At 64.7% G+C, this 15,104-nt stretch carries 9 protein-coding genes and 2 tRNA genes; 10 read left to right on the top strand and 1 reads right to left on the bottom strand.

Going from position 1 to position 15,104, the window contains the following annotated elements; translation table 11 throughout:
• Positions 1–58 precede the first annotated feature (58 nt).
• From dnaA to NA5_RS02570, 10 genes are all read left to right on the top strand, one after another.
• The gene (dnaA, locus tag NA5_RS02610; RefSeq protein WP_062981502.1) at positions 59–2,035 is read left to right on the top strand and encodes a chromosomal replication initiator protein DnaA; all 1,977 of its coding nucleotides are present in this window, start codon (positions 59–61) and stop codon (positions 2,033–2,035) included.
• An 841-nt stretch (positions 2,036–2,876) separates the two neighbouring features.
• Positions 2,877–4,052 carry a DNA polymerase III subunit beta gene (dnaN, locus tag NA5_RS02605; RefSeq protein WP_062981501.1) on the top strand — a complete coding sequence of 392 codons (1,176 nt, stop codon included), beginning with the start codon at positions 2,877–2,879 and terminating at the stop codon, positions 4,050–4,052.
• Between the two features lie 136 nt (positions 4,053–4,188).
• Positions 4,189–5,370 carry a DNA replication/repair protein RecF gene (gene recF / locus NA5_RS02600; protein WP_062981500.1) on the top strand — a complete coding sequence of 394 codons (1,182 nt, stop codon included), beginning with the start codon at positions 4,189–4,191 and terminating at the stop codon, positions 5,368–5,370.
• 231 nt (positions 5,371–5,601) lie between these two features.
• The gene (locus NA5_RS02595) at positions 5,602–6,162 is read left to right on the top strand and encodes a DUF721 family protein (RefSeq protein WP_062981499.1); all 561 of its coding nucleotides are present in this window, start codon (positions 5,602–5,604) and stop codon (positions 6,160–6,162) included.
• Between the two features lie 409 nt (positions 6,163–6,571).
• On the top strand, positions 6,572–8,620 hold the full coding sequence (gene gyrB / locus NA5_RS02590; RefSeq protein WP_062981498.1) for a DNA topoisomerase (ATP-hydrolyzing) subunit B: 2,049 nt from the start codon (positions 6,572–6,574) through the stop codon (positions 8,618–8,620).
• A 47-nt stretch (positions 8,621–8,667) separates the two neighbouring features.
• A complete protein-coding gene (gyrA, locus tag NA5_RS02585; RefSeq protein WP_062981497.1) occupies positions 8,668–11,190 on the top strand; it encodes a DNA gyrase subunit A in 2,523 nt (840 codons plus the stop codon).
• A 198-nt stretch (positions 11,191–11,388) separates the two neighbouring features.
• Positions 11,389–12,339, top strand: a complete 951-nt coding sequence (locus NA5_RS02580; protein ID WP_245672066.1) for a DUF3566 domain-containing protein — start codon at positions 11,389–11,391, stop codon at positions 12,337–12,339.
• A 135-nt stretch (positions 12,340–12,474) separates the two neighbouring features.
• Positions 12,475–12,548: transfer RNA gene (locus tag NA5_RS02575), tRNA-Ile, on the top strand.
• Positions 12,549–12,577: 29 nt separating this feature from the next.
• Positions 12,578–12,685: a DLW-39 family protein gene (locus NA5_RS41730; protein WP_218007666.1), complete on the top strand. Its 108-nt coding sequence runs from the start codon at positions 12,578–12,580 to the stop codon at positions 12,683–12,685.
• A gap of 24 nt (positions 12,686–12,709) precedes the next feature.
• Positions 12,710–12,782 (top strand) — tRNA-Ala (locus NA5_RS02570).
• An 858-nt stretch (positions 12,783–13,640) separates the two neighbouring features.
• Here the strand turns inward: NA5_RS02570 and NA5_RS02560 are convergent.
• On the bottom strand, positions 13,641–14,930 hold the full coding sequence (locus NA5_RS02560; RefSeq protein ID WP_169811253.1) for a cytochrome P450 family protein: 1,290 nt from the start codon (positions 14,928–14,930) through the stop codon (positions 13,641–13,643).
• Positions 14,931–15,104: the final 174 nt, after the last annotated feature.

Genomic DNA, 15,104 nt, shown 5'->3' with positions numbered 1-15,104 from the left:
GATACTCCGCAGGCTCCGACCGTCTGCTCCTATCGCCTACTTCCGGGGAGGAAACTGCATGGACGACGAGCAGAACGTGTTGGCCACAGTGTGGCCGGAGGTGGTCGCCGAACTCACCACCGGTTCGGCCGATGGTGCCATCCCGCCGGTGTCCCGGGCACAGCAGGCCTGGCTCAAACTGGTCAAGCCGCTGACCGTGGCGCAGGGCTTCGCCTTGCTCTCGGTGCCATCGTCATTGGCTCAGGAAGCCATCGAACGCGATCTGCGCGAACCCATTCTGCGCTCGCTCGGCCGTCGTCTGGGTCCACAGGTCGAGGGCCTCGGTGTCCGGATCGCGGCGCCTGCGACGCAACCGACCGAACGTCCCGGCAATAATCCGCGCCACGCGCGCATGACCAGTCGGCCCGAACGTGGCCGCGACAGCGGTCGCGGCCCGGCCGGTTATCCCGCCCCCGACTATCCCGGACGCAACGACTACGCCCCGCCGCGTTATGCACAGCCCAACGATTACCCGGCGGCGCCCGACTACCCGACCGGATCGGATTACTCGGCGACATCCGACTACGAGGCCGCGCCCGAATACCCCGGCGCGCCGGACTACCTGCCGGTGCCCGGATACGAAGTGGCGGGGGAATACCCGACCGACGAATACCCGAGCCGCGGCGACTACCCGAACCAAACCAATGGCGAACGGCACGAGCCCCCGCCTGCGCCCCGCCGCGAATCCGGACTCCCGCCGCGGCGTGATTCGGTGCCGCCCGGCCAGGAGTCATTGTTCAATCCGGAGCCGACACCGGAACCCGTGCGGGCGCAGGGGCGGGCACCGATGCGGGAGTCCGCGCGGGAATCCCGTCCGAGTGCCGATCCGGCCATCGCGGCCGCGCACGAATCGGTCCGCGAGCCGCTCTCGGACGACTCGCACGACGACGAACCCGTCGTCAATGTCCGCAATTCGTGGCCCACCTACTTCACCAAGTCGCAGCAGAATCCGGCGCCGTCGAATTCCTCGGCGAGCCTGAATGCGAAGTACACCTTCGAGACGTTCGTCATCGGTGCGTCCAATCGCTTCGCGCACGCCGCAGCGGTCGCCATCGCGGAGGCGCCCGCGCGCGCCTACAACCCACTGTTCGTCTGGGGTGCCTCGGGTCTGGGCAAGACCCATCTGCTGCACGCGGCCGGACACTATGCCCAGCGGCTGTTCCCCGGCATGCGGGTCAAGTATGTATCGACCGAGGAATTCACCAACGACTTCATCAACAGTCTGCGGGACGACCGCAAGGTGGCATTCAAGCGCCGCTACCGCGAGACCGACATTCTGCTGGTCGACGACATCCAGTTCATCGAGGGCAAGGAAGGTATCCAGGAAGAGTTCTTCCACACCTTCAACACGCTGCACAACGCCAATAAGCAGATCGTGGTCTCCTCCGACCGGCCGCCCAAGCAGCTCGCCACGCTGGAAGAGCGGCTGCGGACCCGATTCGAATGGGGGCTGATCACCGATGTGCAGCCGCCGGAGTTGGAGACGCGCATCGCGATTCTGCGCAAGAAGGCCCGGATGGACCGGCTCGATGTACCGCACGATGTGCTGGAGCTGATCGCGAGTCGGGTCGAGCGCAATATCCGCGAGCTGGAGGGTGCGCTGATCCGGGTGACGGCCTTCGCTTCGCTGAACGGCCAGCCGCTGGATCTGCCGTTGGCCGAGGTCGTACTGCGCGATCTCATGCCGGATACCGCGACGCTCGAGATCAATGCGGCGACGATCATGGCCGTCACCGCCGAATACTTCAACACCACGCTCGAAGAGCTCACCGGGCCGGGTAAGGCCCGGCCACTGGCCCAAGCCCGGCAGATCGCCATGTATCTATGCCGGGAACTGACGGATCTATCGCTACCGAAGATCGGTCAGGCCTTCGGTCGCGACCACACCACGGTGATGTACGCGGAGAAGAAAGTGCGCAAGGAGATGACCGAGCGGCGCCGTGTGTACGACCAAGTACAAGAACTAACAGCTCGGATTAAACAGCGTTCGCGCTGATCGGCGCTAACACCTCGGCACCGCCCCTGACCTGGGGCGGTGCTTTTTTGTGCCCTGTGGAGTCCTCGAGGAATTCTTGTGGAGTCCTCGAGGAAACTCCGAGTTGTGCACCGGTTCGTCCACAGGCTGTGCGGATGATGGTGCATCCGTTGCTAACAGGGGTGGAATCAACAGAGTCCACAGCCCGCTCCACACACAGGGGCTGACCTGCGATGGGCTCGGTCAGCGGCTTGGGGAATCCTCGAGGAGTCCATGTGGAGTCCTCGAGGATTCCTCGAGCTATCCACGATTCGGTGCACATGTGTGAACAACCTGGTGAATCAGGTGGAACAACTCGAGGAGCACTCGAGGATGAATGCGGAACAACTCCGCGACGTCCACAACCCCCGTCCGTTCATCCTCGAGTCACCCAGCGGTCATCCCCACCGCACCACGCACCCGGACCTGCGGATTCGGCCGCAGTCCACAGATTCCACAGTGCCTACTACTACTTCAGTTCTTCTTCTTGAAGATCTCTCTTCAAAACAGGGTGTGTGGAAAGTCGATCGGTGCGCATCGGCATCCGAGCCACTCGCGCAGACATGCAAGGAGAAGACGGGGCGACACATCCGCGCGATCTATCCGCACCCGTTCTCCTTGCTCGATATTTCGGAGTGCGGATCGTCTTCGCTACACAGAACAACCGGAGGGTCGGGCTAGGTTCAGCTGGTCCGGACGAGTACGGTTCAATGTCGGTCGCCTATGCCAGACTGCAAGGCGGCAGGCACAGCACCCCCTTTTCGAGAATCAACGCTGACGAAGCCGACAGAGATCACGGAACCGGGAGAGGACAGAACGGGCGATGGAGCTGGCGAGTATGAAATTTCGGGTCGCCCGAGAGGATTTCGCCGAGTCCGTTGCATGGGTGGCACGCAGCCTCCCGTCACGGCCTCCGGTGCCTGTACTCGGCGGCGTACTGCTCGTCGCGGGCGAGGACGGACTCACCGTCTCCGGCTTCGATTACGAGGTCTCCGCGCAGATGCGCGTCGCGGCCGAGGTCGCCGGGCCCGGTGAGGTGCTCGTCTCCGGCCGACTGCTCGCCGATATCACCAAGGCGCTGTCCAACAAGCCCGTCGATGTCGCCCTCGACGGGACCCGCGTGCTGATCACCTGTGGCAGTGCGAAATTCTCGCTGCCGACCATGCCGGTCGAGGACTATCCCCAGCTGCCCGAGGTGCCCCAGCAGACCGGTGAGCTGAGCGTCGATGTCTTCGCCGAAGCGGTCGCACAGGTAGCGGTCGCCGCCGGACGCGACGACACACTGCCGATGCTCACCGGTATCCGGGTCGAGATCGAGGGGCCGCAGGTCGTACTCGCAGCCACCGACCGATTCCGCCTAGCGGTCCGGCACATCGAATGGCAGCCTGCCCGCACCGATATCGAGACCTCGGTGCTCATTCCGGCGCGGACCCTGTCCGAGGCCGCGAAAACGCTCGGCCCGTCCGACGCTCCCGTGCAGCTTTCGCTCGGCACCGGCGGTGGCGCGGATGGTCTGCTCGGCATCGTGAACGCGGGCCGCCGCACCACCACCCGACTGCTCGATGCGGAATTCCCCAAGTTCCGCCAATTGCTCCCCAAGGAGCACACCTCGATCGCCACCCTTCCGGTCGCCACGCTTACCGACGCGATCAAGCGCGTCGCGTTGGTCGCCGAGCGCGGCGCCCAGGTGCGGCTGGAATTCACCGACGAAGGACTGCTGCTCTCGGCGGGTGGCGATGACGCGGGCCGGGCCGAGGAGTGGCTGGAAGCCGAATTCAGCGGTGAGGCACTGACAATCGCATTCAATCCGGGCTACCTCATCGACGGACTCTCCGCGCTGCACGCCGATAGGGTCACCTTCGGCTTCACAACGCCGAGCCGCCCCGCGGTGCTGCTGCCCGCGAGTGATGAGGAACCCAAGGTGACGGAGTCGGGTGCGTTCGCCGCACTGGAGAGCCCGTACATCTACCTGTTGATGCCGGTTCGGTTGCCGGGCTGAGCCTCGGCGGCGATGCGATTTATCCACAGTTCGTCCACAGACAGTGGATGGACCACAAGATGTTGTGGTCTGGCTCCGATTCGTCGCTATCAGCGGCGAAAAACGGCGATGACGACGGCCGGAGCGGAGTAGACGGGTGTTCATCCGGACGCTGTCACTGCGCGACTTCCGCTCCTGGGAGCACACCGAGCTCGAATTATCCCCAGGCCGAACTGTTTTCCTCGGGTCCAATGGCAACGGCAAAACGAACCTGCTCGAAGCGGTCGGCTACCTAGCCACTTTGGCCTCACATCGGGTAGCCGCCGATGCGCCGCTGATCCGAATCGGCACCGAGCGCGCGAGGATCGGCGCGACCGTCGTGAACGCGGGCCGTGAACTGCGCATCGATCTCGAATTGAACCAGGGCGCCGCGAATCGCGCGCAGATCAACCGATCTCCGGTGCGCAGGCCACGCGAAATCCTCGGCATTCTGCAGACGGTGCTCTTCGCACCGGAGGATCTCGCCCTGGTGCGCGGCGATCCCGGCGAGCGACGGCGCTTCCTCGACGAGTTGTGCACAGCCAGGTTGCCGCGGCTGGCCGCCGTGCGCGCCGACTACGACCGGGTGCTGCGACAGCGCTCGGCCCTGTTGAAATCCGCTGGGCGCCAGGCCCGTTCGAAGGCGGAACTGAGCACCCTGGATGTATGGGACGGACACTTGGCGACGCACGCGTCGGTGCTGCTCGCCCAACGACTGCGCCTTGTCCACGATCTGTATCCCTATCTCGCGCAGGCGTACTCGTCGATCGCGCCCGAATCACGTCCCGCCGCAATCGGCTACCGCAGCGCGAGCCTGCCGCCGGAGTTCCTGGATCCGGCGCGCGCACCGCAGCCCGACGACGTCGAGGCACTGGAGGCGAATATGCTGCGCGAACTGGCGGCGGCGCGGCCGAAGGAATTGGAACGTGGGGTCTGTCTGGTCGGTCCGCACCGCGACGAGCTGGACCTGATGCTCGGCACCGCCCCCGCGAAAGGCTTTGCCAGCCACGGTGAGTCCTGGTCCTTCGCGCTGGCGCTGCGACTGGCCGCCTTCGAACTGCTGCGCGCCACCGGTGCCGAGCCGGTACTGCTGCTCGATGACGTATTCGCCGAACTCGATCGCCGCCGACGCGCGGCACTCGCCGAGGTCGCGGCCGGTGCCGAACAGGTGCTGATCACCGCCGCGGTCTCCGAGGACGTGCCAGCCGAACTTGCCGCGGTTCCGGTGCGGGTGGAGACGAATGGCGGTGCGGACGGCCGCATCTCCCACATCGCCGAAACACCCACCGGCACCGCCTGATCCGCGAGGGTATTCGGCCCTGACGTCGGTGGGTTTTTCGTGCGGCCGCTCTGTAAGATCACCCGCGGATGCAATGCAACGCCGTGGCTACCAGCGCACGAACTGGTTTCGTATGTATGTGGGTAACTCACCGGGTACGTCCAGAACTCGTCGCGCATCCAACCGTCGGCCCGGTGATGAAGATTCGACGCACCTACGACCGGCAAAAGATTCGGGGAGAGAGGCGGACCGGTGAGCGATCGAGCAGCGTCGAGTCCTTCCGCATCCGAGCCGGAACCGGAGCTGCGCGGTATCGATCTGGCGCGGCGTGCGCTCGAGGAGGCGCGGGCGGCTGCCAAGGCGAGCGGTAAATCGGTCGGGCAGGGCCGGGCGTCGCCACGTCGGCTGCGCACCGGAGCCCGCCGCCGCACCGGCTGGTCGGGTGCACGGCCCGATGACCGTGATCCGCAACTGCTTTCGAGCCTCGCTGGCTCCATCGCGAAGAATCGCGGTTGGTCGGCCAAGGTCGCCGAGGGCATGGTCTTCGGCCGCTGGGCCGGTGTGGTCGGCGAGGACATCGCCTCGCATGCGACCCCGATGACGTTGAAGGACGGCGTGCTGAGCATTGCCGCCGAATCCACGGCATGGGCCACCCAATTGCGCATGCTGCAGGGCCAGATCCTGGCGAAGATCAATGCGGCGGTGGGACAGGGCGTCGTCACGTCCTTGAAGATCACCGGTCCGGCGGCACCGAGCTGGCGCAAGGGCGAGCGGCACATCAAAGGCCGAGGTCCACGGGACACCTACGGATAGGCGGCCGCTCCGACACGGCTGGAGTTTCACGTGGAACGCCGCGGCCGCCATCGAACGGAGGCCGCCCCGTAGGCTGAACTATGCTGCGGCCACCCGCGCACGAGGCCACGACTGCGGCGCTGCCACACAGGCAACTCTCAGGCCGAATCTGATGGACTCAAACCCTGTGAAGGCGGAACCGACCCATGCTCGACCGATTTCTCGCATCCACGGAGCCGTCAGGGGTGTCGTAGGTGCATTGTGGCTTGGGTCTACCAGTAGGATGGTGGAGTAACTAGCGGCGAACCTTCGGCGCGTTCCGTACAGCCCGCGCGTGGACCCGTATTCACGACCAGAATCTGACCGGGGTCCCACGTGTGCTGTCCGACCGCTGCGCCAGGGATCAGCAAGTAAGGAGAGCTACCGACCAGTGGCTGCCAAGGACTCCAACGCAACGGGCTCGACCAACGCGACATCGGGCAAGCAGGACTACGGTGCCTCCTCCATCACGGTTCTGGAAGGCCTGGAGGCGGTTCGCAAACGCCCAGGCATGTACATCGGCTCCACCGGCGAGCGCGGTCTGCACCACCTGATCTGGGAAGTCGTCGACAACTCCGTCGACGAGGCGATGGCGGGCTACGCCACGAAGGTCGAGGTCACGCTGCTCGCCGACGGGGGCGTCGAGGTCATCGACGACGGCCGTGGCATCCCGACCGGCATGCACGCCCAAGGCATCCCCACCGTCGAGGTGGTCATGACCCAGCTGCACGCGGGTGGCAAGTTCGACTCCGACTCCTACGCGGTGTCCGGTGGTCTGCACGGCGTAGGCATTTCCGTGGTCAACGCGCTGTCGCACCGGCTCGAAGCCGAGATCGACCACGACGGTTACCACTGGAGCCAGACCTACAAGGACGCCAAGCCCGGCAAGCTCGTGCAGGGTGAGCCGACCAAGCGGACCGGCACGACAATCCGCTTCTGGGCGGATCCGGAAATCTTCGAGACCACGACCTACAACTTCGAGACGGTGGCCCGTCGGCTGCAGGAGATGGCATTCCTGAACAAGGGCCTCACCATTGTCCTCACCGATGAGCGAGTGAGCGATGCCGAGGTCACCGACGAGGTGGTCAGTGAGACCGCCGAGGCGCCGAAGCATGCCGACGAGGAAGCACCCGCGCCCGCGCACAAGGTGAAGACCCGCACCTACCACTACCCCGGTGGGCTCGAGGACTTCGTCAAGCACATCAACCGGACCAAGCAGCCCATCCACAACTCGGTTGTGAGCTTCACCGGCAAGGGCACCGGCCACGAGCTCGAGGTCGCCATGCAGTGGAACTCGGGTTACTCCGAGTCGGTGCACACCTTCGCGAACACCATCAACACGCACGAGGGCGGCACCCACGAGGAGGGCTTCCGCGCGGCGCTCACCACGGTGGTCAACAAGTACGCCAAAGACAAGAAACTGCTCAAGGACAAGGACGGCAACCTCACCGGTGACGACATCCGCGAGGGCTTGGCCGCGATCGTCAGCGTGAAGGTCGGCGAGCCGCAGTTCGAGGGCCAGACCAAGACCAAGCTCGGCAACACCGAGGTGAAGTCGTTCGTGCAGCGCACCTGCAACGAGCACCTCTCGCACTGGTTCGAGGCCAATCCGGCCGATGCGAAGACCATCGTCAACAAGGCGGTTTCCTCGGCGCAGGCCCGGGTCGCTGCCCGCAAGGCGCGTGAGCTGGTGCGCCGCAAGAGCGCCACCGACCTCGGTGGCCTGCCCGGCAAGCTGGCCGACTGCCGCTCCAAGGATCCGAGCAAGTCCGAGATCTACATCGTGGAGGGCGACTCCGCCGGTGGCTCGGCCAAATCCGGCCGCGATTCGATGTACCAGGCGATCCTGCCGCTGCGCGGCAAGATCATCAATGTCGAGAAGGCCCGCATCGACCGCGTCCTGAAGAACAACGAGGTGCAGTCGATTATCACCGCCTTCGGCACCGGCATCCACGACGAATTCGATATCGCCAAGCTGCGGTATCACAAGATCGTGCTGATGGCCGACGCCGACGTCGACGGCCAGCACATCTCGACCCTGCTGCTGACGCTGCTGTTCCGCTTCATGCGGCCGCTGGTCGAGCACGGTCACGTGTATCTCGCGCAGCCGCCGCTCTACAAGCTCAAGTGGCAGCGTTCTGATCCGGAGTTCGCCTACTCCGATCGCGAGCGCGACGGCCTGCTCGAGGCGGGGCTCGCCGCGGGCAAGAAGATCAACAAGGACGACGGTGTCCAGCGCTACAAGGGTCTCGGCGAAATGAACGCCAAGGAGCTCTGGGAGACCACCATGGATCCCGCGGTGCGGGTGCTGCGCCAGGTCACCCTCGACGATGCCGCCGCGGCCGACGAGCTGTTCTCCATCCTGATGGGTGAGGACGTCGAGGCACGTCGCAGCTTCATCACCCGCAATGCCAAGGACGTTCGCTTCCTCGACGTGTAACCGGCGTGACGCGAAATTCCACGTCCGGTGCCAAAGGAGACTTTTAGATGACTGAAACCACCCTGCCACCCAACGGCGGAGCGGGTGACCGGATCGAGCCGGTCGATATCCAGAACGAAATGCAGAGCAGCTACATCGATTACGCGATGAGCGTGATCGTGGGCCGCGCACTGCCCGATGTCCGCGACGGCCTCAAGCCGGTGCATCGTCGCGTGCTCTACGCGATGTACGACAACGGCTACCGGCCCGACCGCGGCTATGTGAAGTCCGCCCGCCCGGTCGCCGAGACCATGGGTAACTACCACCCGCACGGTGACGCGTCGATCTACGACACCCTGGTCCGGATGGCCCAGCCGTGGTCGCTGCGCTATCCGCTGGTCGACGGTCAGGGCAACTTCGGCTCACGCGGCAACGACGGCGCGGCCGCCATGCGCTACACCGAGTGCCGTCTGACCCCGCTGGCCATGGAGCTGCTGCGCGAAATCGACCACGAGACCGTCGATTTCACGCCGAACTACGACGGTCGCTCACAGGAACCGACGGTTCTCCCCAGCCGGGTGCCCAACCTGTTGATGAACGGCAGCAACGGCATCGCGGTCGGTATGGCGACCAATATCCCGCCGCACAACCTCAACGAGTTGGCCGAGGCGATCTACTGGGCGCTGGAGAACTACGACGCCGACGAAGAGGCGACCCTGGCCGCCTGTATGGAGCGGGTGAAGGGTCCGGATTTCCCGACCTACGGCCTCATCGTCGGTAGTCAGGGCATCCAGGACGCCTACACCACCGGTCGCGGTTCGATCCGGATGCGCGGTGTGGTCGAGATCGAAGAGGACAACCGCGGCCGCACCACGATCGTCATCACCGAACTGCCGTACCAGGTCAATACCGACAACTTCATCAACTCCATCGCGGAGCAGGTGAAGGACGGCAAGATCGCGGGTATTTCCGATATCCACGACGAGTCCTCGGACCGCGCGGGCATGCGGATCGTGGTCACCATCAAGCGCGACGCGGTTGCCAAGGTGGTGCTGAACAACCTCTACAAGCACACCCAGCTGCAGACCAGCTTCGGCGCGAACATGCTCTCGATCGTCGACGGCGTGCCGCGCACACTGCGGCTGGATCAGATGATCCGGCACTACGTCGAGCATCAGTTGGAAGTCATCGTCCGGCGTACCAGGTACTTGCTGCGCAAGGCCGAGGAACGGGCGCACATCCTGCGCGGTCTGGTCAAGGCACTGGACGCGCTGGACGAGGTCATCGCGCTGATCCGGCGCTCGGCCAATACCGACACCGCGCGCACCGGCCTCATGCAGTTGCTGGATATCGACGAGATCCAGGCCACCGCCATCCTCGATATGCAACTGCGCAGGCTGTCCGCCCTGGAGCGGCAGAAGATCATCGACGAATTGGCCAAGATCGAGGCCGAAATCGCCGACCTCAAGGACATTCTGGAAAAGCCGGAGCGCCAGCGCGCGATCGTGCGCGACGAGTTGGCCGAGATCGTCGAGAAGTACGGCGACGAGCGGCGCACCAAGATCGTGGCCAATGACGGCGATATGGCCGATGAGGATCTCATCGCCCGCGAGGATGTGGTCGTCACCGTCACCGAGACCGGTTACGCCAAGCGCACCAAGACCGACCTGTACCGCAGCCAGAAGCGCGGCGGTAAGGGCGTGCAGGGTGCGGGTCTCAAACAGGACGACATCGTCAAGCACTTCTTCATCAGCTCAACCCACGACTGGCTGCTGTTCTTCACCAACAAGGGTCGGGTGTACCGGGCCAAGGCCTACGAACTGCCCGAGGCCAGCCGGACCGCGCGTGGTCAGCACGTCGCGAATCTGCTGGCCTTCCAGCCGGATGAGAAGATCGCCCAGATCATCCAGATCAAGGGCTACGAAGATGCGCCCTACCTGGTGCTCGCGACCAAGAACGGCCTGGTCAAGAAGTCGAAGCTGTCCGACTTCGATTCCAACCGCAGCGGCGGCATCGTCGCGGTGAACCTGCGCGATGACGACGAATTGGTCGGCGCGGTGCTGTGCTCGGCCGATGACGATCTGCTGTTGGTGTCCGCGCGCGGTCAGTCGATCCGCTTCTCCGCCACCGATGAGGCACTGCGTCCGATGGGCCGGGCCACCTCCGGTGTGCAGGGCATGCGATTCAATGCCGACGATGAACTGTTGTCGCTCAATGTGGTTCGCGCCGACACCTATCTGCTCGTCGCGACCTCCGGCGGTTACGCCAAGCGGACCGCGATCGAGGAGTACACCCCGCAGGGGCGTGGCGGTAAAGGCGTATTGACTATCCAATACGACACCAAGCGTGGCACCCTTGTCGGTGCGCTCATCGTCGACGACGAGGATGAGTTGTATGCGATCACGTCCGGCGGTGGTGTTATCCGGACGGCGGCGAAGCAGGTTCGTAAGGCTGGACGACAGACCAAGGGCGTGCGATTGATGAACCTCGCCGATGGCGATACGTTGCTTGCTATCGCGCGCAATGCCGACGAACCCGATCCCGATTCGATCGTCGGCGGAGACGGCGACACCGGTTCCTCTGAGCAGTAACCCCACAGCGGCGGCAACGAACGGATCTAAGGATTCCCATTGACCACGAATCAGCCGAACGACGAGCGGCACCAGACGAACGGTGTAACCGAACGGATCGCACCGTCACCGATTCCGCCGCGGCCGATCCCACGGCCGGTCGCATCGGCCGAGAACGGCCAGCCGAGTGGCCCACAGGGCGGGGCCCAGCCGCACGAAATGCACAGCCAGCAAGGCGAAGTCGCGTTCAAGGCGCCGGAGCCGAAATCGGGTGCGGACAAGTCGGAGGCATTCGATCAGCGGGCGGCTCGGCCGGGTAACTCCGGCGAGTCGGCCGCTCCGGATGCAGGCGAGCGCTCGGCATCGAACGGCGGCGGGCAGTCGCCCTTCCAGGAGGGCTGGTCGCAGCTGCCGCAGCGGGAGCCGCAGTCGAACCTGTATCGCCCCGGGCAGCCTCCGGTGCCCGGTCGCCCGAATTCCACCGGCGGCGGGCTCGGTGGTGGGCTCAACAGCGGCGGCAGTGGTGGCCTCGGTAGCGGCGCTGGCCTCGGCGGGGCCGGTCTCGGTGGCGGCAACGCCCGCACCACCGCGGATCTCGCTGCCAAGGCGGCGCGCAAGGAAGCGGCGATGGTGAAGTCCGTCGGCATCGACGGACCGACCCGCAGCATCGCGCGCCCGGAACTTATCAAGGACATGCCGGACCTGTCCGAGATCCGGCACCCGCTACCCTTCGAAACCCCGGCGGGCCCGCAGTCCGCACCGATCTCGCCCGCGGTTCCGGTCGCCGTCGCGGCGGCCGTCGCCTCCGGCGAGCCACTGCGGGCCACGGTGCAGATCCGCCGGATCGACCCGTGGTCGACACTGAAGATCTCGCTGGTGATCAGCGTGGCCATGTTCTTCGTATGGATGCTCGCGGTGGGTCTGCTCTACATCGTGCTCGAGGGCATGGGTGTGTGGGAACGGCTCAACAGCACCTTCACCGATATGGTCTCCTCCGACAGCGGCTCGGTCGGGTTGGTCGATGCCGGTTCGGTATTCGGCTATGCCGGTGTCATCGGCTTGATCAATGTGGTGCTTTTCACCGCATTGGCGACCGTCGGCGTCTTCATCTACAACCAGTGCTGTGACCTCGTCGGCGGTATCCAGGTAACCCTGGCCGACCCCGACTAGAAACGGTGCGCACGCGGCCGGTCGCCGTCCTCGCACAGGGCGGTGACCGGCCGTTTTGCTCATCGGCAGGCGGGTAAGGTAATCTCGTGCCTCGGTTCGGTTAGCAGCTCCGGCAGGTATCCGAACAGGAAATAAGGGCCTATAGCTCAGGCGGTTAGAGCGCTTCGCTGATAACGAAGAGGTCGGAGGTTCAAGTCCTCCTAGGCCCACTCCCGAACATCACAGTAGGGTGGGAATCATGAAAATTCTTCTCACGGTCGGTGTCGTCGTCGCGGTTCTCATCGGAATCACCAAGCTGCGCAAGCGTGACGATGCGGACCTGTGGCACGAAGTCACCACCCGCTGAACTGTCTTCGGACAGTAGGGATTCGGGGCCTTAGCTCAATTGGCAGAGCACTGCCTTTGCAAGGCAGGGGTTAGGGGTTCGATTCCCCTAGGCTCCACTCGATGCCAGGCTCATGCTCACGGAGAGCGTGAGCCTTGTCTCGTTTCGCGTGTCTTTTGGGGGCGAAGCCCCCAAGCCCCACCCCGGAGGGGCTTCGCCCCCGGGACCCCCCACGTGCCTGGCTCGCTTGCATAGGTGATGCGCTCGGTCCCCCGCCCCAGCCCCATGCCATTGGCTCGGCTGTTCAGATGGCGGACCCGGTCCGGGGGCTGCCATGGTTCGCCTGACGTAGATGTCGCGGTCGGACCCGGGCCGACACGTCTGGCTCGGCTGTCTAGACGGCGCACCAGCCCGGGGCCACACATCTAGGTCGTTCGCCTGGATGGCGGATTGGACTCAGGGACACTCATAGCTTGTGCGCCTGTACGGATGTCGTACTCAGTTGCGGCCCCCATATCTGTTTGGTCTGTCTGGCGGCGGCGCGTGGCTTCATGGCTGCTTACGGGTGGCCGGAGCCGCTTTCGAGCAGTTCGCGCAGGAAACAGAGGGGGCAGATGGGATCGAAAGGAGCTGTCACCTCGGTTCGGGCGGTCGGTGTGGATTCCGGCACGACCCCGTCCGGGGATGCTGCCGCAGTGGGTGACTGCAGACCGATCGTCAGTGAAATCGCCCCGGCGGCAAGAACACTCAGCATGGCACGGTTCAAGAGATCCTCCACTCAGATGAAATTCGCCCACGATGTTCTCGCTGGCGGCACTCATATTGTTGGGAAGCGCGCAGCTTCGCATCGGTAGCCCCTAGGGGGTGGAGTGTGTCCCACTAGGTAGATCCGGATGCCGCGAGCGGCCACAGCCCCTCGGTGAGGTTGCGTGGCGTTGTTGGTTCGGCACCTCGGGGGGCGATGGGGCGCGGCGGGCTAGACCGTCGAGAACTGCGGTTCGCCGAGGTTGTCGGGTTCTGTCCAGCGATCGGCTGTGGCGGCTTTGGTATCGCCGTTGGTGGCGCCGAGGTGGACGGGGAGGGTGGTTAGGCCGCGGATGAGCAGGCTCTTGCGCCACGTCAGCTCGGTGGCCGATACGTCAAGTGACATTTCTGGGATTCGGGCCAGTAGGCGGGTGAGGGCGATGGTTGCTTCCATGCGGGCCAGGGCGGCGCCGATGCAGTAGTGGATGCCATGGCCGAAGGCGATATTCCGGTTGTCGGTGCGGGTGACGTCGAAACGGTCCGGGTCGGTGAATCGCTTCGGGTCGCGGTTGGCCGCGGCGATCGAGATGATGATGAACTCGTCCGCGTCGATTTCCTGATTTCCCAAGGTGATCGGGGCGGTGGTGTAGCGGGCCGTGCCGAAGTGGACCGGGCCCTGGTAGCGGAGGGTTTCCTCGATGAAGTCGGGGATCTTGCTCGGGTCGGCGCGAAGGCGGTCGGCCAGGTGCGGGTCGATCAGGAGCTCGAGCAGGGCGTTGCCGATCAGGTTGACGGAGGTTTCGTGACCGGCGGTCAACAGCAGGAACAGCATGGAGATGAGTTCTTGCTGGTCGAGTCGGTCATCGTCGTCTTTGGCGACGATGAGTTCCGACAGCAGGTCGTCGAGGGGATGTTCGCTGCGCTCGGCGATCAGGTCGGTCAGGTACGTGAAGAAGCTCAGACCCGCGCTGGTGCGCTGCTCGATGTCGGCCGAGTCGTCGACGAGGATGGCCGTCCAGGCTCGGAATTCGTCCTTGTCCGCGTCCGGCACGCCGAGCAATTCGCAGATCACCGAGATCGGCACGGGAAATGCGTAGCTGTCGATCAGGTCGGCGGATTCGCGTGTGGTCAGGTCGCCCAGCAGGGTGTCGGCGATCTGCTCGATTCGAGGTCCGAGATCGCGGATGGCACGGCTCGCGAAGGCCTTCGCGACGAGGCTGCGCAGGCGGGTGTGCTGCGGCGGGTCGGCGAAGAGCATGTTGTCGTTGATGGCGCCGTTGTACTGGCCGTCGGCGCCGTGTTTGGCCATGACGGCCTGCCCACGCGGCGATCCGATCTTCTTGCTGATGGTCGGCTCCACGAAGGCCTGCTTTGCCACATCGTGATCGACGATCATCCAGCCGAGCACCCCGTCCAAGCGGACGCGATGGATCGGGCCGTGCTTACGCAGGGCCTCGTAGACCTCGTGCGGATGCTGGTAGAACTCATCGGTCAGCTCGAGGATCTCATCCGCGGGTTTCACTTGTTCATACATCCTTTCCGGGTTCGAACGCTTCGGTCCCTTGGACATAACGAAATCTCGTGCTCATCAATAGCTTTGAGTGACGCGATATGCGGTGGTGGTCGCTGCGTCCATGGGGTCGGGCGTCGCGCCCCGTGGGCGGACGGCCGAAGCGTGAAGCTCTGCGCGTAATCG

The sequence above is a fragment of the Nocardia anaemiae NBRC 100462 genome (assembly GCF_001612725.1).
In the GTDB taxonomy this organism is placed as follows: Bacteria; Actinomycetota; Actinomycetes; order Mycobacteriales; family Mycobacteriaceae; genus Nocardia; species Nocardia anaemiae.
Note: the sequence above shows the minus strand (reverse complement) of the source record. Positions and strands in the feature narration are given on the sequence as shown.